The organism is Planctomicrobium limosum (genome assembly GCF_051465645.1).
Taxonomy (GTDB): domain Bacteria; phylum Planctomycetota; class Planctomycetia; order Planctomycetales; family Planctomycetaceae; genus Planctomicrobium.
Window position 1 is genome coordinate 3,847,733 of the sequence record NZ_CP195790.1, and the last position, 22,761, is coordinate 3,870,493.

General features: G+C 52.4%; 17 protein-coding genes. 9 read left to right on the forward strand and 8 right to left on the reverse strand.

Annotation, left to right across the window (positions count from 1 at the left end; genetic code table 11):
- Positions 1-26 precede the first annotated feature (26 nt).
- The 5 genes from SH527x_RS14695 to SH527x_RS14715 all read left to right on the forward strand — a co-directional run bounded on the left by SH527x_RS14695 (position 27) and on the right by SH527x_RS14715 (position 5,489).
- Complete coding sequence (locus tag SH527x_RS14695; RefSeq protein WP_437191430.1) at positions 27-1,328, forward strand: hypothetical protein; 1,302 nt, start codon at positions 27-29, stop codon at positions 1,326-1,328.
- Between the two features lie 55 nt (positions 1,329-1,383).
- Positions 1,384-2,565, forward strand: a complete 1,182-nt coding sequence (locus SH527x_RS14700; protein ID WP_437191431.1) for a glycosyltransferase — start codon at positions 1,384-1,386, stop codon at positions 2,563-2,565.
- A gap of 201 nt (positions 2,566-2,766) precedes the next feature.
- Entirely contained in the window at positions 2,767-3,945 is a 1,179-nt protein-coding gene (locus SH527x_RS14705; RefSeq protein WP_437191432.1) for a glycosyltransferase, read from the forward strand.
- Positions 3,946-4,524, forward strand: coding sequence for a hypothetical protein (locus tag SH527x_RS14710; protein WP_437191433.1), 579 nt, complete (start codon positions 3,946-3,948; stop codon positions 4,522-4,524).
- A gap of 38 nt (positions 4,525-4,562) precedes the next feature.
- Positions 4,563-5,489, forward strand: a complete 927-nt coding sequence (locus tag SH527x_RS14715; protein WP_437191434.1) for a glycosyltransferase family 2 protein — start codon at positions 4,563-4,565, stop codon at positions 5,487-5,489.
- A gap of 56 nt (positions 5,490-5,545) precedes the next feature.
- Here SH527x_RS14715 and SH527x_RS14720 read toward each other — a convergent pair whose 3' ends face one another.
- Both SH527x_RS14720 and SH527x_RS14725 read right to left on the reverse strand, forming a co-directional pair.
- A complete protein-coding gene (locus tag SH527x_RS14720; RefSeq protein ID WP_437191435.1) occupies positions 5,546-6,517 on the reverse strand; it encodes a sensor histidine kinase in 972 nt (323 codons plus the stop codon).
- A 163-nt stretch (positions 6,518-6,680) separates the two neighbouring features.
- A complete protein-coding gene (locus SH527x_RS14725) occupies positions 6,681-7,535 on the reverse strand; it encodes a 3'-5' exonuclease (RefSeq protein ID WP_437191436.1) in 855 nt (284 codons plus the stop codon).
- Between the two features lie 482 nt (positions 7,536-8,017).
- Between SH527x_RS14725 and SH527x_RS14730 the strand changes: the two genes are divergently transcribed.
- From SH527x_RS14730 to SH527x_RS14745, 4 genes are all read left to right on the forward strand, one after another.
- On the forward strand, positions 8,018-8,248 hold the full coding sequence (locus SH527x_RS14730) for a hypothetical protein (RefSeq protein WP_437191437.1): 231 nt from the start codon (positions 8,018-8,020) through the stop codon (positions 8,246-8,248).
- An 814-nt stretch (positions 8,249-9,062) separates the two neighbouring features.
- On the forward strand, positions 9,063-9,710 hold the full coding sequence (locus tag SH527x_RS14735) for a DUF309 domain-containing protein (RefSeq protein ID WP_437191438.1): 648 nt from the start codon (positions 9,063-9,065) through the stop codon (positions 9,708-9,710).
- 567 nt (positions 9,711-10,277) lie between these two features.
- Positions 10,278-11,207: a cell division protein FtsQ/DivIB gene (locus tag SH527x_RS14740; RefSeq protein ID WP_437191439.1), complete on the forward strand. Its 930-nt coding sequence runs from the start codon at positions 10,278-10,280 to the stop codon at positions 11,205-11,207.
- A gap of 248 nt (positions 11,208-11,455) precedes the next feature.
- Positions 11,456-12,586 carry a PDZ domain-containing protein gene (locus SH527x_RS14745; protein WP_437191440.1) on the forward strand — a complete coding sequence of 377 codons (1,131 nt, stop codon included), beginning with the start codon at positions 11,456-11,458 and terminating at the stop codon, positions 12,584-12,586.
- A gap of 46 nt (positions 12,587-12,632) precedes the next feature.
- Here SH527x_RS14745 and SH527x_RS14750 read toward each other — a convergent pair whose 3' ends face one another.
- From SH527x_RS14750 to SH527x_RS14775, 6 genes are all read right to left on the reverse strand, one after another.
- Positions 12,633-14,186: a UxaA family hydrolase gene (locus SH527x_RS14750; RefSeq protein WP_437191441.1), complete on the reverse strand. Its 1,554-nt coding sequence runs from the start codon at positions 14,184-14,186 to the stop codon at positions 12,633-12,635.
- A gap of 228 nt (positions 14,187-14,414) precedes the next feature.
- Complete coding sequence (locus SH527x_RS14755; RefSeq protein WP_437191442.1) at positions 14,415-15,797, reverse strand: alkaline phosphatase family protein; 1,383 nt, start codon at positions 15,795-15,797, stop codon at positions 14,415-14,417.
- Between the two features lie 272 nt (positions 15,798-16,069).
- Entirely contained in the window at positions 16,070-17,791 is a 1,722-nt protein-coding gene (gene polX, locus SH527x_RS14760; protein ID WP_437191443.1) for a DNA polymerase/3'-5' exonuclease PolX, read from the reverse strand.
- A gap of 118 nt (positions 17,792-17,909) precedes the next feature.
- Positions 17,910-19,430, reverse strand: coding sequence for a hypothetical protein (locus SH527x_RS14765; RefSeq protein WP_437191444.1), 1,521 nt, complete (start codon positions 19,428-19,430; stop codon positions 17,910-17,912).
- Between the two features lie 633 nt (positions 19,431-20,063).
- Complete coding sequence (gene hemA, locus SH527x_RS14770) at positions 20,064-21,344, reverse strand: glutamyl-tRNA reductase (RefSeq protein WP_437191445.1); 1,281 nt, start codon at positions 21,342-21,344, stop codon at positions 20,064-20,066.
- Positions 21,341-22,156 carry a hypothetical protein gene (locus SH527x_RS14775; protein ID WP_437191446.1) on the reverse strand — a complete coding sequence of 272 codons (816 nt, stop codon included), beginning with the start codon at positions 22,154-22,156 and terminating at the stop codon, positions 21,341-21,343. The genes hemA and SH527x_RS14775 overlap by 4 nt, the downstream gene beginning before the upstream one ends.
- Positions 22,157-22,761: the final 605 nt, after the last annotated feature.

Sequence of the window (22,761 nt, forward strand, 5' to 3'; positions counted from 1 at the left end):
GCAGACCGTCCCGCCTTCGATCGAACATGAATCATCAAAGTGTCTTCGAATCTGTCGTCTACATTGGCCTGCTGGGATTGCTGGCCGCGTTACTAATTGAAGCCGCATATCGAGCAGAGCAGTTGAAATGGGTCTTCGCAGGACTCATCTACTTAACCACAGCTCTCTGGTACATTATCGATCCGATCTACACTCCTCATCTTTACGCCAGGTTCACCATTGATGAACTGGATTTCTCCTTCGCACAAGTCTGCGTCTTTCTGGTCGGGTTTCGCGTCCTTGTTGAGAAAATCGCTCCCAAAACACCAACCAGCATCCTTCGCGAAATTGATGTCCGTCAAATTGACCATGGGCCAATCGTCCCCATCATGGTCATCACCTGGGCATTGCTTTTCACAATCGGGATCACGCTCACCAACTTTCGAGTACTGGAAGTTTTGTTCCCAATCAACTCACGCGCCGGAAGTGTCGTGATGTTCGGTCGTGGGCGATTTGGCGGAGCGACAGGGTTTCTGATGTCGTCTGCCGACTACAGTTACCTCGCAATCTGCGCGAGCTTCGGCTTGATCCTGATCTCGACTCGTCGTAAAGCCACAAAGATTCTCATGCTCTGCATGATTGCTGTCACCTGGCCGATGTTCTTCATGGCTGGTGCTCGAAATAAAGCACTTGCGATTGTTGTCCCTACCATCATGGGGACGTTGCTCATCAAAAAATGGTCGCGGTTTCAACAATTACTTTTTGTTGGAATCTGCGGAATCGTTCTCAACACCGTCATGCTGATTGCAATTCAGTTTCGCAATGTGGGCTTTGACAAATTGATAGAAGATGACCAGTCGATTTCTCGCGTCTACGAAGGTCGTCACTTCGGGCTCAACATGACAGAAGAGTTACTGCATATCAGTCAGTATCAACGGACCGGGCAGCTTGAGATTGAATGGGGAATGAACTACCTCGGAAACATTCTGAATGTGGTCCCGAGAGCAATCTGGCAGAACAAACCGTTCGTTGGACGCGAACTTGCCATGCTGCGATCCGGCACCTATCGCGAAGACATTTCCACAACAATCTCATATGGATTCATCGGTCAGGGAGTCTCCAACTTCGGCCCCTGGCTCGGTCCATTGGCACCGGCTTTGTTCTTTGCCTGCTACTGTCAGTGGCTCTGCAGACTCCCCCTGAAAGGGAATCGTTCACTCCGCATCTTCCTCATCATTTTCTGCCTTGCCCTCCTTCCGAACCTTGGACGAGACATTTGCCTCTTCGTCCTCTGGCCTGTGATTTTCGCATACTCCGGTGTCACGTTATACGAAATGGTAAAGCGGTAATCGCCGGATCCCAAAACACCCCAGCACACGATCACTTACCCAAAACGAACAAGCCATGCACCTCTGCTACACCATCCCACGAATTGGTCCATATCACGCCGCCCGACTCAATGCTGCAGCCACCGCCGGCAGAATCAGTGTCGTTGAAACCGTTCGAGTTGAATCCCTGTATGCCTGGGATGAGATCAAGCACGCCGGTCCTTTTCAGCGAGAGACGCTCTTCGAGAGCAATGAGTCCGATCAAAGCAGCAAAGCGTCGATCAAAACGCGAATGTTTGAGATGCTCGACAAACTTAACCCTGACGTCGTGGCGATCACTGGCTGGGCGATGCCTGACGCACTTGCTGCCATTTCATGGGCAACGTCGCGAAAAGTGCCTGCAGTGCTGATGTCAGAAAGTCAGCATCGTGACGAAGTCCGTTCTGCGCCCAAAGAGTTCATCAAGAGTCAACTCGTCGGACTCTTCTCCGCTGGGCTGGTGGGCGGACAACCTCATCTTGAATACCTGTCCATGCTCGGAATGCCCAAGGAACGCATCTTCATGGGCTATGATGTCGTCGATAATCAACATTTTGCGACGAAAGCGGGTCATGCCAGAGCAAACAAGAAACTTCGGACGGAGTTAGGGCTTCCTGAGCGGTATTTTCTCGCTTCAAATCGCTTCATTCCTAAGAAGAATCTTTCAACCTTACTTCAGGCCTTTTCCATCTACCGCAAGTTGGCAGGTCCTCAAGCATGTGACCTTGTCCTCTTAGGCGATGGTCCGATGAAGGCGGAACTGCAAGCACAATGCGTTCAACTTCAGATCACTCACTGCGTGCATTTCCCCGGCTTCAAACAATACGAAGAACTCCCCGGCTTCTATGCATTCGCCGACGCATTCGTCCATGCAAGCACAACCGAACAGTGGGGGCTCGTCATCAACGAAGCCATGTCCGCTGGCCTCCCGGTCATTGTTTCGGAAGCATGTGGAGCAGCGAAAGATCTTGTCGGAAATGGACTCAACGGGTTCGTCTTTTCCCCGACCGCTCCGCAGCAGTTCGCCAACTTCATGCACAAGATTTCTTCCGACTCAAAGTTGCGCACCCAGATGGGCGAAGCCAGTCAGGAGATCATTTCCGGTTGGTCTCCGGACCTGTTTGCTCAGAACTCCTGGAAAGCGGCAAACATCGCACGAGCCGTCCGTCTTCCGAAAGTCAAAATCTCGCAGCGGCTCATTCTGAAAGCGATTTCATAACGAAAGTGTCGTAACCTGCTTCGGCCTAATCATGACTTATGTCTTGCCAGAATGGTGCAGGATTTCACTGCATTCGACGCAAACTTCACGACTCCTATTTCTTCCCAGCAGGAAACATGAGTTGAACTGTCGAACTTACTTCAGAGTTCCAGACCGGGATTCCGTGTATCGACAGACACCTCTCATTTGCGAAACTGTTCAATGAATGTTGCGTACTTAACAGGGTCCGTCTCGCGACTTGGAGGAGGACTGTTTGAAAGCATGCGTTACACCGGGCAGGCACTCCACACCTGTGGTGTCGATGTCCGAGTGATCGGGCTGCGCGACCAGTTCACAGATGACGACCTGATACAGTGGGCACCACTTGTCCCACAAGCAGCAAAAAGGCTCCCACCACACTCCTTCGGCTTCGCCAGCGGGCTTTCAAAGATCATCCACAACTCCTCGCCGGACATCGTCCACGTTCAGGGAGTGTGGATGTACCCGTCACTGCTCAATTCGCAACTTTCAAAACGATTCAAATGGCCCTATCTCATTTCCCCACACGGAATGCTGGACCCTTGGGCTCTTGCAAACTCCCGGTGGAAAAAACGTCTCGTTGCCTGGCGGTTTGAGAAGCGGCATCTCCAGCGTGCAACATGCCTGCATGCCTTGTGCGATTCCGAACGTCAATCGATGCGAGAGTTCGGACTGACCAACGATATCTGCGTCATCCCGAATGGGGTCGAACTCGATGATCGGCTGCTCGACGGGGAACCTGTGTGGTCAGGATCAATCCCTGCCGACAAGAAGGTCATGCTCTTTCTTGGTCGATTGCACCCCAAGAAGGGACTACGAGAGTTAATTCTCGCGTGGGCACGATTGCGGCAGCGGTCTGCACACCTCGTCGACGATTGGGCACTCGCAATTGCGGGTTGGGATCAATCAGGCCATGCACAGGAGTTGCAACGTCTCATCGACGAACTCGGTTTAAGAAACGATGTGTTTCTGGTGGGAGCTGTTTTCGGTGACGCAAAACTGATTGCATTACGATCAGCAACAGCGTTCATTCTCCCTTCGAAGAGTGAAGGGCTTCCGATGGCGATTCTAGAAGCATGGGCCCAACGTTTGCCTGTAGCCATGACAGCAGCATGCAATCTCCCTGAAGGAGTCGATGCTCAAGCAGCGTTCGAGATCAAGCTGCTTGACGATTCAAACATCGAAGGCCTGGAGCACTTCCTCACCCTGCCTGACTCCTCACTCAAGGCGATGGGTGACCGCGGACGCAAGCTGGTTGAAGACCGGTTTACCTGGGCGACAGTCGCTCATCAGCTTCGGGAAACATACGACTGGGCATTGAACGGCGGGCCCACTCCGGCAAGTGTGGAGATGGCTCCATAAATGGAAACCTCAAAACATCACAGCCCTTACTCATTCCGGGAACGATTACTGCGAGTTGCGTGGGGATTCTGCCAGTCAACACTCTTTCGCTGGTCGCCTCGTCCACTCTGGAACGTCCGTAACTGGCTGCTGAAGCGTTTCGGAGCCGACATCGGGCAACATGTTCATATCGACAACAAGGTCAGGATCTTCGCCCCATGGTTATTGAAGATCGGCGATCACTCTGCACTTGGTGACGGCGCCATCATCTACAACTTGGGTCCACTGGAAATTGGCGATCATGTCACGGTCTCACAACGCGCCCATCTTTGCGGCGGAACTCATGACTATCGCAGCCGCCAGATGACCTTGATTCGGACACCGATTCGAATCGAGGACGATGTCTGGATCTGTGCGGAAGCATTCATCGGACCGAACGTGACTATTCACGAGGCTGCAATCGTCGGTGCCCGATCAGTTGTGTCCCGAGACGTCGAGGCCAGAACAATTGTCTGTGGAAACCCGGCGAAATTCATCAAGGAACGCAGCCTCATCGACGGATCAAACCGGCCTGAACCCTGCGTGAAATCAACACACTGAATTCAACACGCTCAACGTATTAACGTAATGGAAAAGAAATGGGTCATCAGGAACAACGGTTCCCGCTCTCCGTCGTCATTCTGGCTAAGAACGAAGAGACGAATGTCGAGAGATGCATTCGCTCAGTGAGCTGGTGTAATGACATTGTCGTCGTTGACGATGGATCAACTGATCGAACACGTGAACTGTCTGAACTCGCTGGCGCCCGCGTCGTCGACCATCGCTTTGAAAGCTTCGCCAGGCAACGAAACTGGGCTCTCGAACATGCCAATCTCAAAAACGATTGGGTCCTCATGCTCGATGCGGACGAAGAGTCGTCGGACGCATTTCGAGACGACGTCATTCGGCAACTCTCCAATGTCGATGAATCAATCGCAGCGTTTCAAAACTGCCGGAAAACCATTCTCGGGAATCGCTGGCTCAAGTACTCCGATGAGTTCCCCTGCTGGATCATGAGAATTGTTCGGCGAGGACGAGCCGCCTTCCAAGATTCAGGACATGGGGAGGTTCCGATTCCTCCTGTCGATGGGAAAGTTGGTTCAATTCACGAGCCATTCATTCATTACCCGTTCAGCCACGGAATCAGTGACTGGTTCACACGCCATATTCGTTACGCAGAACGGGAAGCGATTCTCGAACTCAAGCAATCCACGAAAACACCGCTTACTCAAATCTTCTCCATCGACAAAAGCCAAAGACGTCGGGCGTTTCGAAGCATCAGCAGACGAGTCCCAATGCGCCCGGTTCTGCGCTTCATGTACAACTTCATTCTGAAGGGCGGGTTTCGCGACGGGAAAGAAGGAGCGATGTTCTCGCTGATGAAGGCGATCTATGAATCGATGATCATCGTCAAACGCTGGGAACTGAGTTCGATTGAACAAGAGCAATCACGCTCACAGATCTCTCGACTGACAGGCCCGGAACGTAAGGCAACACTCAGACCGCAACTGCCGGGGCACACGTAAAAACAGCGACCAACGGCTCAACGTTGAAACCTCATGCATCCCTAATTCGCTTCACTTCATGTCGTGCGATCAGATGAAGACGATGACGATCCGGTTTGCGTCAATTCCGGAGAGAACTGCAGATCGACCCGACCTGGCAGGTCCAGTTCAAACGTGCAACCAGACTGAGAGTCCGCGCGGTCGTGAACAGAGACGCGCCCGTGCATTTTTCGCACAAGCGTATTGACAATGTAGAGCCCTAAACCGGTTCCTTTGCGACGTCGTTCCAGCTCACTGCCGCCGCGGTAGAAGATCTGAAAAATCTTTCGACGATCCTCGTGAGGAACACCTTCACCATTGTTTGTGATTCTCAGTTGAACACGATTCTTTCCGTATTTGCGGAGTTGAATCTTCACCTGCGGAGGCTCGCCCCCGTATTTGACTGCGTTCTCGATCAGGTTTGCCAGGATCAGATCCAGTACGATTTTCTGGCTACGAATCACGACAGGGGAGAGATCGAGTTCAAACGTCTCTTCCCGCGTGACGTTCCATTGCATGCAAACCTGATCGATAAACTGCTCGATGATCGCTTTGAGTTCGAGATCTTCCGGGCATTCGTTCTCACCGATCGCATCGAGTCGACCAACTTCCAGAAGTTGATTGATCAACCGGTCGAGCCGTTGTAGTTCATTCGCCATGACCCCATGAAACTCACGACGTTTCTCTTCGCTCAATGTTCTGAGTGACAATGTCTCCAGATAAAGCTGAAGTGTGGCGATCGGGGACTTCAGTTCGTGAGTCACGCTGTCAACAAAATTCGCTTGCCGATTATTCAGTGCGATCTCTTTCAGAGTCAGCACCAACCACACAGACAAGCCTGCCAGAATCATCGTGAAGGCCACAACGCCAATCGCCAGAGTGGTCCACCATGCTCCCTGAGACAAGATAACGATCCAGCAGATCATCAACGTCACGTTGAGCGCCATCAGACTCACACTGATCGTGATTGGCAGGTGAATCTTACTGCGACGACGAAATGATGTAGCCATAGCAAAGGAGCATTCAAAACAGACAAATGTGTTCCAGGAGCGACGTGCTCCCGATGCCATCAAGCGACTGCTTTCTCAACCTGTTGAAGCTGAACTGCGACAAGATGAATCACGAACAGACCGCATCAATCTGTTATATCCAGCACTGATTCCCCATTGCCAATCACTCCTGCGGCGATCGGGCCGGGGCAGCCTTCTCGTTCTCAGAGGGCGGGTTCCAGTCTCCCCATTCACGCAGATAATGATCAAAAGCGGAAACACGGTCCCGGCGTTCTTCCAGCCAGAGTCGAGCCTTTTCCACCAGTTCCTGCTCACGATCCAGACTGATCAGTCCCAGCAGAACACGTGACCTCAGAAAAACAAAGTAGGTATCCAGGACATCACACCGGCAGTAGTCGTTGACATAAGCTGCTTCACCGGCGTCATACAGATCTTGAACCTGTGATCCGTCGATACTGGTCTTTCCCGGCTTGCCGATCAGGTTGGCCAGCAGATTCAGGCCTCCAGCAAATCGAGTCGCTCCAAAGTTGCTGAACAGGTCCATCAAATCCAGATGCGACGACTTGTTGTACCGATTTCGTGACTGCTCATATGCAGGAGCGTTGGTATTAAACCAGTCTGGCAATGAGATGCCGTAACGGAAGGCGGCCAGCTCCAGCACCGGAAGGTCATAGCCTCGCCCATTGAATGTCACGAGCGTCGGACGTCCGTAATGACGCCACCCCGCCCAGAATCCTTGCGCGATGACATGCGGGCGAAATTTGGGTTCATCCAGGACCGCCAGATCAATCAATTCAAAGTCCGCAGAGACCTTCGCGACAGCCACCGAGATGGGCAACGCAAAAGTGGGTGGAAGAACGTCCCGACCAGTCTGCTCAATCAGCTCGTCTCGAAATCGTCGCAGCGCGTCAGGACCAGAAAGATCTTCCTTACCATACTTCACCCGCGAAATCAGATCCCCATCTCCAACGGCTTCTACGTCGAAAATCAGGTAGCGGACTGAAGATGAATTTGACATGTGATTTATGTGAAAAATTGACAAAGGAGAACTTACAGCTTGAAACCAAGTTTACACGACATCGCAAGTTCTCGCCCAACACGATCTTAAATTGAGACCGCACAACAAACAAACGCCGCAAGTGCCGTCAGAGAAAACTTATATGTCGACGGAAGATGAAAATCGCAGAATTTGAACCTTGGAAAACCCCGATTTCAGATTTATGATTTTCAGGGATTCGAAGAAGATCGAGCAGAAACAAGCAGATCTCGAACCCACCCGGAACACGGTGAAGTCATTTTGCCGACCGGTCTCAACTGCGATACACCAAAGTTACGTCATTTGTGTTTCCCGGAGCGTATCCGGGGCCATTTCTGGATCGGAAATGCAGCACATTGGCGTTCAATGTGGAGTCTATAAGGACCATAGGCTCTGCTGACTGTCCAGTTCATTTAGTCTCAATTGGAGTCGATGAACGGTCACGTCAAAACGGACGACTCAGGATGTCCAGTATCACTGATATGCGGCGACGTTTCGAAGCCGCTTCTGATTGCAAGTTCGTATCGCCAGAAGTTTATCTTCAGCGATTAACAGGACGTCAATCAATGATTCGAGCAGATGAGCCTTCAGCAAATCTGCTTGGCCTGTTGGATCGCAACACCGGAAGCCGGATTCTTGTCCCGGTTGAAGACTTCATGCGATCCCGCACCCCAGAGCAGCAGCTGCCTGTCTGATCGTGTTACTGCCAACTGGACTCGGTAGACTCAGATCGATTCGGAGTAATCTGGAATTCACGCTAGGCGAACGGGCTTCGCATGACGAATTCGAGACAGAAAATGCTGTCCCTAACAAGGACGCAACAGTAATCGCCGATCTCGATGACAGCCCGCACACGGCTCTACTCGTTGACTCATCAAAGTGAGCAGTTGAGAGAGCCCGTTTGAGTGTCAAACATTCTGAACGCCACTTTTACAGACTCAATGACTGAGTGCATTCTCCGCGCACATAGGTCATTGTTTCGCTTGGAATATTGCCTAATAAGCCAGCGGAAACGAACATCGATTGAGGGCCACTAAGTGTGACGATCCTCCCACGACGAATGATCGTTTCCATGACTTCCGTTGACGTCAGATCCTCAGAAATCCAAAAAATCGCTCTATCCTTCGTGGGGCAACTTTGGTCTAATGTGACTTGACATGGAGTTGGCTTCACGGCAGCAGTTGTTTGTCGGATCGCTCTCTATTGCGATTTAGAAGCCACTTGAAGGAGTCAAGAGCCAGATTTCAATGGTTTGCAAATCGGTTTTTGACCGCAGCAAATCACGAAATTTGGCGCCTCTGCAGGGATCGTAGTCAATAATTCATCGTCTTGATGCAATGTCCATCAGGATGTGAATTCCCCACACGAAATACCCCCCCCCTGAACGTTCGATCGAAGAGCAGTCCGAATGTGATCACAGGATTGTGACGAACACATCATCAGACAGTTGTGTCTCCCTCGCTCTGAACTCAGTGACGTTGCCGTAGTTGAATATACTGGAATTGTCATATGGCAAGCAAAAAGGTTGAAGTCGAGAACCAGCCCGTCGACTCAAATGCAGCAAAAGCAGGGCTCGATTCAAAGTTGACACTCGCTGATGTTCAGCGTGGGGTCCGGTTCGTGCGACTGTTGTCGGCCGCCGAAACTCCTCGATACACCCACATTCCCGGGTCAGGCACACCACACCCTTACCGGGATCCACGTGGACATAGCTACAACAAACGCCCACAAAGTCCAAAGGGGTTGAAAGAATCCCAATGGGCTGAAAACCGGAGCTATCTCATGGCTCTGGATTACTTCAACCTGGGCTTCTACTGGGAAGCTCACGACGAGTGGGAACGCCTTCTGCGATCAACCGGAGCAGACACACTGTGCGGCTTGTTCGTTAAAGGTCTGGTCAAGATGGCTGCCGCCGGAATCAAAGTCCGTGAAGAAAGTATTCACGGGGTCCGTCGTCACGCCGCGTCCGCAGGGGAAGTCTTTGCTGACGTTGCCGCCGAATCAGATCAGGATCGCTTCTGCGGGTTGAGCTTCACTCTGCTGCAGTTTGCCGCAGACCGAGCCGCACAACTTGCTTACCCAACGTCATTGGAAATTGGGCGTCCATTGCGGGTGTTCCCATTCCTGCTGATCCCTGAACCGGTTCCACTGGTTTGAGTGCAGAGTTAAAGAATCGTTGAAGCCCCGAGGTCATTAAAGTGACCAGACAGGCACTTCAACCCCAGAATAACGTGTCAGGCACCGACAATTCACTTGTCGGTGCCTTTTTTTGTGCCGCGTCCGGAAGACACGGAGACCTGCTTGTGAAAGTCCGAACCGCCTGGAGCGGTTCTTGAACTGGTGTGGCGTGACAGGCACGCGGCATTCAGATTTTCTCCTATCGAGAAGGCTGCTACGCGGCCACATGATAGACCGATACGGTCTAATCAAAAAAGCAATCACAGAACCATCAACCGAACGGACTCTCGGTGTTCTGGCAGGAATCAAGTCAACGGATCACAAATCCCCCGACATGCCGTCCAATAGTAAGCAATATTCCACTTTAGCTAATGATGCTGGACCAACAAGATTTCAGCATGAAAGCAGGCAATAAAGACCGATGCTGCGCATTGAGCACCCCTGCTTTGAATGCAGAACATCAACGACAAACGGAATCGAGATAGACGAAGCGTCAGTTCCTCACCGCCCCTTTGACCCTACGAGCTCTAGCAACGGCCCTACGCAGTGTCACCCAAGCCTCCCAAAGGTAAAGCCAAAACCATCGAGCCGATCGCTCCACCGCGTCCGGCTGCCTGGTGGCGTCAGCCGGGAATCTGGATCTGCGTGGCGTTTATCGTGGTCACGGTGACACTGTCGATCTGGCTCCCGATGTCTCTGCCAAAGTTGTCGGAACAAAAGGAATATCAGTTCCAACTTGAAGATACCGTCCTGAATTCGCCTAATAATTGGGTGCCTTCAAATCTGCTGAAACAGATCCAGGCCGAATCAGGTTTGCCAGACACGGTCTCGCTGCTTGACCCGGATCTCTGCGAGAAGATTGCAATCGCCTGGGAGAAAAATCCGTGGATCAAGAAGGTCAACTCGGTCCAGATCACCCGTGATTCCCGGCTCCAGGTGGACGCTGTCTATCGCGTCCCTGCCGCGTTCGTTGAAGTCCCACGTGGCGTCTATCCGGTCGACACCGAAGGAGTCCTCCTTCCTCCAGCAGACTTCAACGTCACCGATACGTCACGATTGCCTCACATCCGACGCGTGAAGTCGCTGCCTCAAGGCGGAATGGGCCACGACTGGGGAGATCCTGTTGTCACTTCCGGAGCTCAACTGGCAACATATCTTGCTCCAGAAAGCGATCTGGAGAAGTACTGGAATCGCTTCGGATTCGCGGCATTGATCGCACCGGACGTCGACCCTGCAACCGCGAAACCAGAACAACTAGTCTTCGAGATCGAAACCATCGGGGGAAGTCGCATCACCTGGGGACGTCCACCTGGAGCTGACGAGCTCGAACCAAGCTTTAACACCAAACTGTCTCGTCTTCAGGATTACGTCACGCGCTTCGGAGGGCTCGACAACTCGAACGGTCCTCAGCGAATCGACATTCGGATGCCAGATGGCATTTCTCTGCACCCGCTCCTGGACCGTCGATACCAGTAAGGACTTCCGTCAAGTTCCCGTTTTGCGCGAGAATTCCCGATCGCATGCCTGTAAATTGATCTTTAAGAAGCGAGCGGGCTCACTGGCAACGAGACGGATGACACTATCTTCATGCAGACGTTTCTCATCGTCTGTATGAGTAACTCAAGTTAAGTAGCCTCCCCTGAATTGGGTCGAGCCATCCAACCCGTTTCAAGTGAGCCCTGACTGAACTGTTTCAGAGTATTCTCAACAGTAAAGGGCCAGGTATGTTTTCCAGAACCATCGCGACTTGTTTCTTGGTCATCGGGCTGACCAGTATTTCGACTGCATTCGCCAAAGAGTCGGCCCTGCACACATTGCATCCGATCGATCACCTCTCTCCGCATCGACTGCCTGTGATCGAGTCTGGTTCCTCAGGCATCGCGCCTTCGCAATCATCGCTTGTTCCGACGGCAAGGCTGGAACAGCAAGATGGTCCGGTTCGATTCCGGGTCGCTCAGCCAAACCCAGCTCCTGATCCAGATTCAGAGCCGCGTCTGGGGATCGTCACCGTCCCTGCAGGGGGTATCGGCCAACGAATTATCAGCGTGACTCCCAACAGTCCTGCGATGCGAATTCGCTTCACCAACGGGCAGGCATCTTACCTGGAACCCAATGACATTATTGTCAACATCAATGGAGTTCCCGCGAACAACCGCAGTGACTATCTCGTTGCGCTCTTCGACGCTCCACCTGGAACCCTGCAATTCACGATTCAGAACTCGCGAAACGGGCGAATCTACGCCTGCACAACAACCTTAGGAGGAGGGGGTGGAGGAACTACCGCAAACCGAATCGGCGTCACAGTCAGCGATCAGACCGGAGGCGTGGAAGTTGTCACGGTGAATTCAAACTCGCCTGCAACAAGGATCGTTCTCAGCGATGGAAGTCGGGCAACCTTGAGCAGCGGAGATCTCTTTTTGACGATCAACGGTCGAGCAATCACGACTGTCTCTGAGTTCGATCAGGCGCTCTCCAGTTCCCCGAAGGACATGCAGTTCACGTTTCGCAGATACGCCGATCAACGTGTCCTGACAGCGACTGCACAACTCAGTAGTGGTTCAGGCGGAACCACCACCGGAACTCGATTCGGGGCATATGTCACTTCTCAACCGGGAGGAGGTGTCAAAGTCACAGCAGTGATGGCCAATACCCCGGCTCGCCGGGTGGATCTCGACACTCTGGGGATTCGCAGCCTGGAACCCGGAGACATCATCACTCACGTCAACGGGATCAAAATCACAGATGAGCAGCATTACAGACAGGAAGTCCAAAACTCCCCTCAGCACATGCATTTCAACTTGATCAATATTCGAAATGGCGCCAGCTACAGCGGTCACGTGAACCTTCGATATTAATCATGGCCATTGATTGCGAAGCTGAACAACAACGGCCGACTCGTCATTAGAAAATTGGGCCGGGCATCCAAGGGCAGAACTCCTCGTCCCCGATGCCCTGTTCTTCGCTTTTCGTTTTCTTGCCGCTGGCCACGTCGATCATCATCTCGAAGATCTCGTGGCCGACCTCTTCAACTGTCTTCTCGCCATCGGTAATTGTTCCGGCGTTCAGATCCATATCGTCAATCATACGACGATAGATCGGAGTATTCGTCGACACCTTGATCGATGGCACTGGCTTACAGCCAAAACAACTTCCGCGACCGGTGGTGAAAATGACGATGTTCGCCCCTCCGGCCACGAGCCCGGTCACGGACGCTGGGTCAAATCCGGGTGTGTCCATAATGACAAAACCCTTCTCGGTCATCGGCTCGGAATATTCATAGACTGCGGTCAGCGGAGCGTTCCCAGCCTTGGCGATTGCGCCCAGCGACTTTTCGAAGATCGTCGTCAATCCACCCTTCTTGTTTCCGACAGAAGGATTGTTATCGATCTTCGCACCGAATTTCGCAGAGTACTCTTCCCACCAGCGAATCCGTTCAATCAGCTTCTCGCCCACCGCACGAGAGACCGCTCGACGCGTGAGCAAGTGCTCTCCGCCGTAGATCTCTGTTGTTTCCGCCAATGCGCTTGTTCCCCCATGAGCAACAAGCATATCACTGGCGACACCAAGTGCCGGGTTAGCAGTGATCCCGCTATGACCATCACTACCGCCGCAGTTGGTCCCCAAAATCAACTCAGAGATTGGGATCGGAACGCGGTGAACGTCATTCGCAGCAGGCAACAGTTCTTTCAGTTTTCCGACGGCGTAATCAACAGTTTTACGAACGCCTCCGAGATCCTGAATATTCAAAACCAAAGGACGCTTGTTTGAAGACCCGGAGCCATCCAGCGTCACCAGATCGAATTGCTCAGCGAGGTAAGAAGCCTGACCAGTCTCACATCCCAACCCCAGGATGATGTACGCAACGATATTCGGATGCTGAGCAAATCCACTCAGAGTCCGCGACAACATCTGATGGTCTGGACCTGTGTACCGGAATGAACATCCGCTTTTGTGATTCAATGCAATCACACCATCGATGTTCGGGAAGTCCTTCAGGATCGTTTTATCGAACGCATCGACAATGAAGTTCGCAGAGGTCGCCGAGCAATTCACCGTTGTCAGAACGGCAACGTAGTTTCGAGTCGCTGCACGCCCATCTGGACGACGATACCCGAGAAACGTTCTCTGCTCATTGGGGACTGGCAGTTGAACAAGATCAGTGCCGAACTCAAAGTCCCGATCCAACGGAGCCATATCGAGATTGTGAGAGTGAATCCATTCTCCTGCGGCAATCGGTTTGGTCGCGAATCCGATCGGCTGACCAAACTTGACGACTGTTTCCCCCGGAGCAAATGGACGCAGCGCCATCTTGTGCCCCAGATCAATCTGTTCACGGGCGACAACCGATTGCATCCCGTCGGTCGACGTCCAGACACCACCAGCTGGTGCCGTGTCACGAGCAACAACGACGGTGTCTCGTTCATTCAGCAATACAAAAGGCGAGTTCTGGCGCATGGCTCGACATCAAAGTTGAAAAATGATCAGTGGACGAGGGACCCCGTCGCACCAATTTTGACATGAAAGACGACAACGGCACAACGGCTGAATCGAAATTAAAAGGCGATTGCCAACCACGGCAATCGCCAGACTCATTGTCGCAAATCAGCTTCGGGTTCGCGAGACAGTGTCCGGTCGCAGTCAGAATGTTCCAACCGCTACAGAGACACTGCAAAACGGATCAGACTAGCGACTGACCTGAGCTTCCGTTTTCAGAATCGTCGTCAAAGGAGCTCCCTTTGCTGATTCAAACGGGAATTTCAGAAGCTGAGCAATCGTGGCCGCGATATTGATGTTCTCGATCACCCCGAGTTCCACATCGTCCCGGATCCCGGCACCTGCAGCCACAAAAGTGGCGTTCATTTTGGGGTTCGTTGACAGGAAGCCATGTGTTCCCAACGTCCCCTTGCTGGCAATGACAACATCTTCACCAGTCGCTGTTGCTGCAAATCCATAGCCATCTTTGGCAGACAGAATCAGATCTGCCATCTGTGGATATTCGTCAGGTTGTGGAAGCCCATACTTCGAATACTGATCCGGAGTGACGACCTCAAGAATCCCTTCCTGGTCCTTGAACAGCTCAATAATTTTCTTGCGATCTTCGGCCGCAGTATCCGGGCGAGTCAGGTAGAGCATCGCAATGCCCCCTTCAGGAACAATCATCGCATTGGCGGTTGCAATCTGATTGTTCTCGACAGTCAGCAATCCCGCTTTTCGCAGAGCAACGTTCGGGAGAATAGTGTTTGGAATTGAGATGAACCCGTGATCGGAGACAACCATCACAGCGGTCTGTTCACGGATCCCGGCATCATCGATCGCAGCAAGAATGTCACCAACGCAGGAATCTGCATAGGCCACAGCAGCATAGCCAGCATCAGTCAGCGGGCCATATCGATGGTGGATTCCATCAACGTTCAACAGGTGAACCAGCGTCAGGTTCGGCTTTTCCTTCTTGATCAGATGGCAAGCTGCCTGAGTCCAGATTCGATCTTTCGAGACCGTGCTCAACTTGGGAAACGCTTTGTGCGTTTCATCGCTCCAGAGACCTTCCGCTTTCATGCTTTCCAGCAAAGCAGGGGTCGTAAAAGTCAGAGTGTCTGGTGAGTCCGGGAAATCGTACTTGAGTGTCTGTGAGTTTCTGGTACATGGCCAGTTAATCCCCACGGATGTCATCGAGTGCTTCAAAGCAACGTCATAAATCGTCGGTGCGTGAACCAGAGCAGACTTGTCCGTCCGGCTGTTCACTTTCACAGGAATTCCGAGCCCTCCACGCTCCAGAACTCCGTTGAACAACACACCATGTGTCTCTGGACGAACGCCGGTCACGATGGACGTGTGATTCGGCCAAGTCACGGAGGGGTTCGAAGCAATCATTCCCTCTGCCATCACGCCGCGTGCAGCGAGGCCGCGAATATTCGTCAGCGGGACGTTCGGATCTTTCAACAGATAGGCTGGCAAGCCGTCGACACAAATCACAACAACATGTTTTGCCTGAGCATCAGCGGCATGTCCCACGGAGACAACTCCAACGAGACAAAACAGGCAGGCCGCCAACAGAGTCCGATACATCCTCATGCTTCACCTCACATCTTCGAAAGTACAGAGCTCAAGCAGATAGTTGACAGGCAGGCCTGCGACGAAAAGCCAGATTCCAAGAATGTAAACACTCTCTTGAACTCGTTACGGGATGTCAACACAGAAGCAACTTCCGATAAGAGAGAGCGCAGCGGACCTTCCTGAGTTTCGAGAGGAAGCGTACCTGTCATCTGAAACCGGAGTATCACAGGTGACAGGTACCTGAGAGACAGGTGTCACACTCTTCACTGATGAGCATTCAAAGATCAGTGATGATTCCGCAATAGCTTGCGGAACTCAGCAATTGGTTTCGTATTGGCAACATCGTTCTTCGTCAGTCCGGCCCGTCGCGCCTGATCGACTCCGTATTCCATGACGTCCAAGCCCACCTGCGAGTGAGCGTCAGTATTGATGACGATCGGGATCCCAAGATCACGAGCCGCAGCTGCATACAGATCATCCAGATCAAGACGATTCGGGTGAGCGTTAATCTCCATCATGACGCCATGATCTGCCGCCGCTTTCAACAGCTCTGCGTAGTCAATATCAGCCCCAACTCGGCGACCAATCAGCCGTCCGCTCGGGTGTCCAATGGCACTCACATTGGGGTTACGGATGGCATTCAGCAGTCGCAACATAATCTGATCGCGCGGTTGCTTCAGACCGTAATGCAAGACGGCGATCACCCAGTCCGCTTCCGCAAGCACATCGTCAGGCAAATCCATTTCAGCGTTTTCGAGGATGTCACATTCGATCCCCAGCAGAACGTCGATGTCGCTGTACTCTTCGCGGATGGTTCGAATCTCATCCCAATGCTTCCGCAATCGATTCGCATCCAGACCGTTTGCCATCGAGACCCGTTTTGAATGGTCTGTAATCGCGATGTACTTCAGACCACGCTCTCTGGCAGCTTCGATCATCTCGCGAATCGTCGCTGTTCCATCCGTAGCAGTCGTATGCATATGAAGATCACCCCGAATGTCTTTCAGCGTGATCAATCTTGGCAGAGCATTCTTTTCTGCGAGCTCAATCTCGCCTCGATTCTCTCGCAGCTCTGGAGAGATCCAGGGAAGCCCGAGAGCGGAATAAATCTCTTCTTCAGTCCGCCCGGCAATGCGTTCTTCACCGCGAAACAGACCATACTCGTTCAGCTTCAGATCCCGCTCCGTTGCCCGACGCCGAATGACGATGTTGTGCTCTTTGGAACCGGTGAAGTATTGCAGTGCCGCCCCGAACGATTCCTCAGGGACAACACGCAGGTCGAGTTCCAGATGATCACGCAATCGAACCCGTTGCTTGGTCGGCCCGCGAGACAACTCTTCGGAGACCAAAGGAAGACTGGCAAGCAGATTCATTGCATCGTCAGGTGTGCTCGACGTCACAAGAATATCGAGGTCTCCACACGTTTCCTTCCGACGCCGACAACTTCCGGCGATCGCGGCGTGAGTCACACTTGGGAGCGACTGCAGGGCGGCAAGAATCTGCTCCGCTGCAAATCTCGCCTCGGAAATCAGCACGCGCTGGCCAAATTGGCTCAACTGTTCAATCGATGCGAGAATCGACTGTTCCGTCTTCTTCCCGAACCCCTTGAGTGCTGAGACTCGTCCCGCTTCGGCTGCTGCCTTGAGATCGGCCGGCCCCTGTACTTGTAACTCTCGATGAAGAATGGCAGCCTTCTTGGGCCCGACCCCCGGGAGATTCATGATCTGCAACAGTCCCGGTGGAAACTCTGCTCGAAGCTCATTGAGCAGTTCGAATGAACCATCAGTTACCAGCTGCGTAATTTTCGTTGCGATGTCCTTGCCAATCCCAGGCAGGTTCAACAGGTCAGCCGGATTTCCAAGTGCGAGTTCCTCAATGGACTCCACCGAATCTTCAACAGTGCGAGCCGCATTTCGATAGGCACGCACACGAAACGAATTCGCCCCCTGCATCTCCAGAAGCATGGCTGTTTCTTCCAGAAGGTGGGCAATTTCGTGATTCTGCATGGCAATAGCAATGGATGGAGAAGAAAGCAGGGGAGCCTTCCAAAATGAAAGGCTCCCCTGAAGTTTATCAAATTTGAACAGTCACAGTTGCTTCCAACTGCGATTCCAGAAGCAGAACTTACCGTCCGTTTGACATGGACTTTGGTGTCGAACCGCTGGAATCAAAACGAGATGAGGACTTTGGAATCGGCAGACGATTCGCTGCATCTGGTTTCTCAACAGTCGCGGTTGGCTTCAAGCCAGATTTCAATGGATATCCCTTGGAATCGCTATCGAGCAATCGCAGCTGCTGTTCGTATCCCATGTAGTTCAGGAAGTCACGGAAGTTGACAATCTTAATCCCCTTGCGGGTCGCTTCTTTTGTCAGCTCTTCATATTCCTTGATGACCTTCAGAATTTCTTCCTGCTTCTGAGTGTCACTCCCTGGGAAATCCGTTGGATCTTCCAACCGACCAATCACAAGGAACTTGGTTTTGACCGAGAGCTGACCATTCTCAGGAACTCGGTTTCCGGCGTCATCAATTTCCAGTTCGACAGCAGCACCGGAGTTGGAAAGAGTGGATCGCAACAGTTCGCGATCGCTCTTCTCGTCACCGTTCATGTCAACAACGCCAACGAACGAGAAGAATTCCTTCTGTCCTTTGGACCAGGCTGGTGAGTAGATCGGATCATCAGCCTGAATTGGACGGGAAATGTCTTCGGTCAGAATACGTGCTTCTGCAAGATGCGGCCCACGAATCTTTGTGACTTCGATCTTGGCTTTGATGTCTGCGTTACCGCGACCAACTCCCTGATGCCCCTTGGTATAAACCGAGAACGTGACCTGACTGCGGAGTCCGTCATCAGAACCCAGATTGATCCAGACAGCTCTGGTGGTGTTATCGACCCGAACGATCGCTCCATCAGCTTTGTCGAAGCTCAAATCTTCCAGCTTATTCAAACGCTCACGCATGTAGCCAATGACACGTTCGTAGTCGCGTGACTCTTCGTCTTTCTTCTTACGAAGAGCGTCGAGTTCGTCTCGCAGGGTTTCCTTTTCACGCTGTTCACGGCGAAATTCTTCTCGCCACTTTCCGATGTCGCGATCTTTTTCTGCAACCAGTTCGTTACGCTGGGCAACGAGATCCTGCAATTGCTTTTCCGATCCAGATTGAGATTCCTGGATTTCGGCGATGCGACGCATATGAGCCTGCTGTTCCTGAGTCATTTCAGTCTGAACATTTGCGAGCTCAGTCTGACGTTCACGGATGTGAGACTCGGATGTGTTCAGAGCAGAACGCAGGCTTTGAAGAGTTGCTGCCACTGTCGGGCTGGCTGGACTTGGTTGAACCTGTTCACGACCAAAAGCAGCCAGATCGCGTTTCAGCGCACCTGTCACAGTGTTCGGGTTGGTTTCGTCCTCTCCTCCAATGGTTGGAAAGTCGGGATAACCCAGCTTGCGTTTCAGCAGAGTAATATCGTCTTCAGCAACGCGACGTTCGTTCTCGGCACGATTCGCTTTATCGTTAGCGGCATCGAGCTGAGAAAGTGTTTCAGCTTGCTTCTTGTAATTGAGATAGCAGACCAACGCCAGAATTAACGTGGTCATCACAAAAACGATCAGTGAGAAGTGAACCGCTGTTGGCTTGGACGAGGCCATCGAATTCCCCTGTGTGTCAGATGATTTCTGACAGAGAAAAAAGGGTGTCTACGCGCCGCCATCCATGCACGCTCGCGCTGATCAAACTAATTCAGTATACGGATCTAAATTGCCGCGACTTTGCGCGAAGCTGATAAAAATCAGAACTTCGCATTCTGGATGCCGGAGGCGGTCTCTTCACAACTCTCGAATGTCGCTGTCAGGAGACTTCCGCTGCTCGCTGAAACATCCCCGAGAAGACTCGGCGAGTTCAGGCAACCAGCATCGTTCCTGAAGAATCGACACTCTCGCCTATTCTTTCTCGATCAAGTCGCCGCCGAACTTCAACGAAGTCAATGCGAAGCGTATAACCGCTACACCCAACGAACATGAAGAGGACAGCACAGAGCGAGCCGTAAACTCACGAGAGACGAAAATCTCCACTTCAGTCTACGCAGATTGCCATTGCCGTCAAGGAGATCTTGCGCAATCTACCGCACTCATACTAACTTGCGTCGAAAAGACTTTTACGGACCCTGTCCTAATCGGCACAGCCAGACACGATCGCAACAGACCAAACCAACGTAGCATTCACTCCAGACAACACAATCGCGCCGAGTCGCACTCCCGATTACAGTCTGTTGTGGACCGAGATTAATCGTTGAGCTGAAACAACCGCTTAATCGTACTGATCATACCATGTGGAGTACCTGTACGGGCTTCGTCCCGTAGTGTCTCCAACGGAGGATGTAGAAGCTTGTTCATAACGCGATAGATCGATTTTTCGATCGCCTGACGTTCCCGGTCCCCGAGATCCGGCAACTTTCGAAACAGGATCTCTAATTCCTGTCGACTGACCTCTTCCCAGTTTTCACGCAGACGCTTCACAATCGGGCCTGTCGCCTTGTGATAGACGTCCCTCATGAACTTTGAGGTTTCTTCCTCAATGATACGTCTGGCCTGCTGAATCTCGAGAACCCTTTTCTTGCGATTGCGTTCGCAAGTCGATTCGAGGTCGTCGATATCGTACAGGAAGATTCCGTCATCGATGTTTCCGACGGTCGGTTCCACATCACGAGGAGCCCCCAGATCCAGCATGAACAGCGGTCGCGGACCACTCTCCCTCCGAACGGCTTTCATCAGGTCGGCCGTAATCACCGGACGCTCAGCTCCGGTCGTGCTCACAATGACATCTGCTCGACCGAGACAGCGTTGAAGCTCCTCCCACGAGTAGGCGACGCCATTGAATTCCGCTGCAATTCGCTGAGCCCGTTCGAGGCTCCGATTACAGACATTGATTTCCCGAACACCTTCTCCCTGCAGGTAGACAAGCGTTTCGGTCGCCATTTCGCCAGCCCCGACAACGAGGACGGACTTGTCGTCGAACCGGTCGAAAATGCTTTTGCCAAACTCTCCGACGGCCACGCTCGCAATCGAAACCTTGCCTTCAGACAGTTTGGTTTCGGTCCGCACACGTCCGGAGACGGAAATCGCACGCTGAAAGAGGGCGCTGGTCAACGGGCCGTTGGCATCTGTCCGTAAAGCGATCTCGTACGCCGACTTAATCTGATTAACGATCTGACTTTCGCCAAGCACCATGCTGTCGATGCTGGAAGCAACCTCAAACAGGTGACGAACAGCGTCCGGGCCTTGATACTCCAGCATTTCATTCAGCAGAGTCTCCATCGGAAGCTGATGGAAATCTGCGAGGAACCGAATCAGCTCGCGATGTTCAGGAGCATCTGCCGGATCTTCCTGTGCGCAATAGAGTTCCACACGATTGCAGGTTGAAATCACAACATGCTCTGATCGTGGAAACCGTGTTCGCAGTTCGCTGTATGCCCGTTCCAGCGACTCCGAGGATGGAAACGCAAGTCGTTCCCGAACAGTGAGATCCGCCGACTGGTGATTGCAGTAAACAACACGAACGTTCATGGGTTCCCTCCTGCCTGCTGGGGAGAGGAAAATCCGTGAATAATGTCAGCACTTCCAATCTTCATGGCGAGCAGAGTCAGCACCATGAAGACACAGCCGAGAATCGTTCTGAAAGCAACCAGACGGCCGGTCGGGTTCTTCGCCCCCAGCATCCAGCCAAATAACAATGCCATCACCACCCACATCACGGCATTGATAACAACCGTGGTACTCAAGAGATCAACCGGGTGCTCTCCCTTCTTGGAGAGATAAATCATCCAGAGACCGGTGGCCATGCCCAATGTCTGCAATGGAACGGAGACGATGACCAACCACCAGTTAATCCGGCTCAGCCGTTCGAGACTCAGCAGATGCAGCGCTGGTAACTCAACCTGTTTACTCTTCAGCCGATAATGCTGCACCAGATACATAAGGCTTGCCAGACAGGCGAGAAGAACTCCCAAGATCCCGATCGACCAGAGAGTGGCGTGCAACATGCTCCACCATCGCATCTGCGACACCTGCGGAATCGGGACGCGACTGGTAAACGGCGCAACTCCAATCAGCAGAAGCACGATCGGAATCGCAAAGATTCCCAGAGAAAGCTTCGGACTCCAGAGCTGCACTCCCAGATAGAGAGCCATCGCGAGCCAGGCCGAAACCAGCATCCAGTCGTAAGTGGAACTCAGTAATGGGGGAAGGTCATGTAGCTGACTCCGTCCCAGCAGATAAGTGGTATGTGCCACAAATCCTGCGATCCCAAACAGCAATGTCCCAATCCGTGCGGCCGTTGTTCGGCGCGCAAATTGAGTCAGCTCCAAGGCGAGTGCCACCAGGTAGCTGCACAAAAAACAGATTAGTGAGACGTTATAAATGTACATTCACACAACTACATTCACACAATTCTGATCACGTTGGCAGGAATCAGAGACCGCTCTTCAACGCTGGTTCCCGAAACAAATGACCTGACTGTCTTCCTGCGTTCCCTGAATTTCACAGCAAACAAAAAACGCCGCAACCAATTTCATCACAACGAATTCATGAATTCGTAAGCACAAATTGTCACCGAGATGCTGTCGTGCTGCAATCGTAGGGACGAAATCGGATTCGTCTATGATTTCGTTCCAAAACGGCACCGTCAACCGGGGGCCCCAATCTGGTTGCCCCCTCTCGAACCTGAGACGGAGTCTTCAGGTTCGTCGTTACTTCCGTGTGTATCCCGAGTTTCAACTCAATTGTACCTTTAAAACCACCTGCGAGTCGAACTTTTCGAGTGTTCTGAAATCCTCACGACTCGGCGGATCAGTCGACCTGAACGGCACCCCACCTGAAAATGTGCGGCCTTGGTGGCGAATTCCTGATGTAAGCGAACCTTGCAATCCGATAGCCCTAAGTATTGCGGCCGGACTTGCGCGCTGAATGATTCTGCCCAGACAGC

What these genes read in the sequence shown, in the direction of transcription:
- SH527x_RS14725 (WP_437191436.1), bottom strand. Translation starts at nt 7,535, where the DNA reads ATGTCAAATTCATCTTCAGTCCGCTACCTGATTTTCGACGTAGAAGCC.
- SH527x_RS14735 (WP_437191438.1), top strand. Translation starts at nt 9,063, where the DNA reads ATGGCAAGCAAAAAGGTTGAAGTCGAGAACCAGCCCGTCGACTCAAAT.
- polX (WP_437191443.1), bottom strand. Translation starts at nt 17,791, where the DNA reads ATGCAGAATCACGAAATTGCCCACCTTCTGGAAGAAACAGCCATGCTT.
- SH527x_RS14765 (WP_437191444.1), bottom strand. Translation starts at nt 19,430, where the DNA reads ATGGCCTCGTCCAAGCCAACAGCGGTTCACTTCTCACTGATCGTTTTT.
- SH527x_RS14705 (WP_437191432.1), top strand. Translation starts at nt 2,767, where the DNA reads ATGAATGTTGCGTACTTAACAGGGTCCGTCTCGCGACTTGGAGGAGGA.
- SH527x_RS14700 (WP_437191431.1), top strand. Translation starts at nt 1,384, where the DNA reads ATGCACCTCTGCTACACCATCCCACGAATTGGTCCATATCACGCCGCC.
- SH527x_RS14720 (WP_437191435.1), bottom strand. Translation starts at nt 6,517, where the DNA reads ATGGCTACATCATTTCGTCGTCGCAGTAAGATTCACCTGCCAATCACG.
- hemA (WP_437191445.1), bottom strand. Translation starts at nt 21,344, where the DNA reads ATGAACGTTCGTGTTGTTTACTGCAATCACCAGTCGGCGGATCTCACT.
- SH527x_RS14755 (WP_437191442.1), bottom strand. Translation starts at nt 15,797, where the DNA reads ATGTATCGGACTCTGTTGGCGGCCTGCCTGTTTTGTCTCGTTGGAGTT.
- SH527x_RS14750 (WP_437191441.1), bottom strand. Translation starts at nt 14,186, where the DNA reads ATGCGCCAGAACTCGCCTTTTGTATTGCTGAATGAACGAGACACCGTC.
- SH527x_RS14710 (WP_437191433.1), top strand. Translation starts at nt 3,946, where the DNA reads ATGGAAACCTCAAAACATCACAGCCCTTACTCATTCCGGGAACGATTA.
- SH527x_RS14745 (WP_437191440.1), top strand. Translation starts at nt 11,456, where the DNA reads ATGTTTTCCAGAACCATCGCGACTTGTTTCTTGGTCATCGGGCTGACC.
- SH527x_RS14695 (WP_437191430.1), top strand. Translation starts at nt 27, where the DNA reads ATGAATCATCAAAGTGTCTTCGAATCTGTCGTCTACATTGGCCTGCTG.
- SH527x_RS14715 (WP_437191434.1), top strand. Translation starts at nt 4,563, where the DNA reads ATGGGTCATCAGGAACAACGGTTCCCGCTCTCCGTCGTCATTCTGGCT.
- SH527x_RS14730 (WP_437191437.1), top strand. Translation starts at nt 8,018, where the DNA reads ATGTCCAGTATCACTGATATGCGGCGACGTTTCGAAGCCGCTTCTGAT.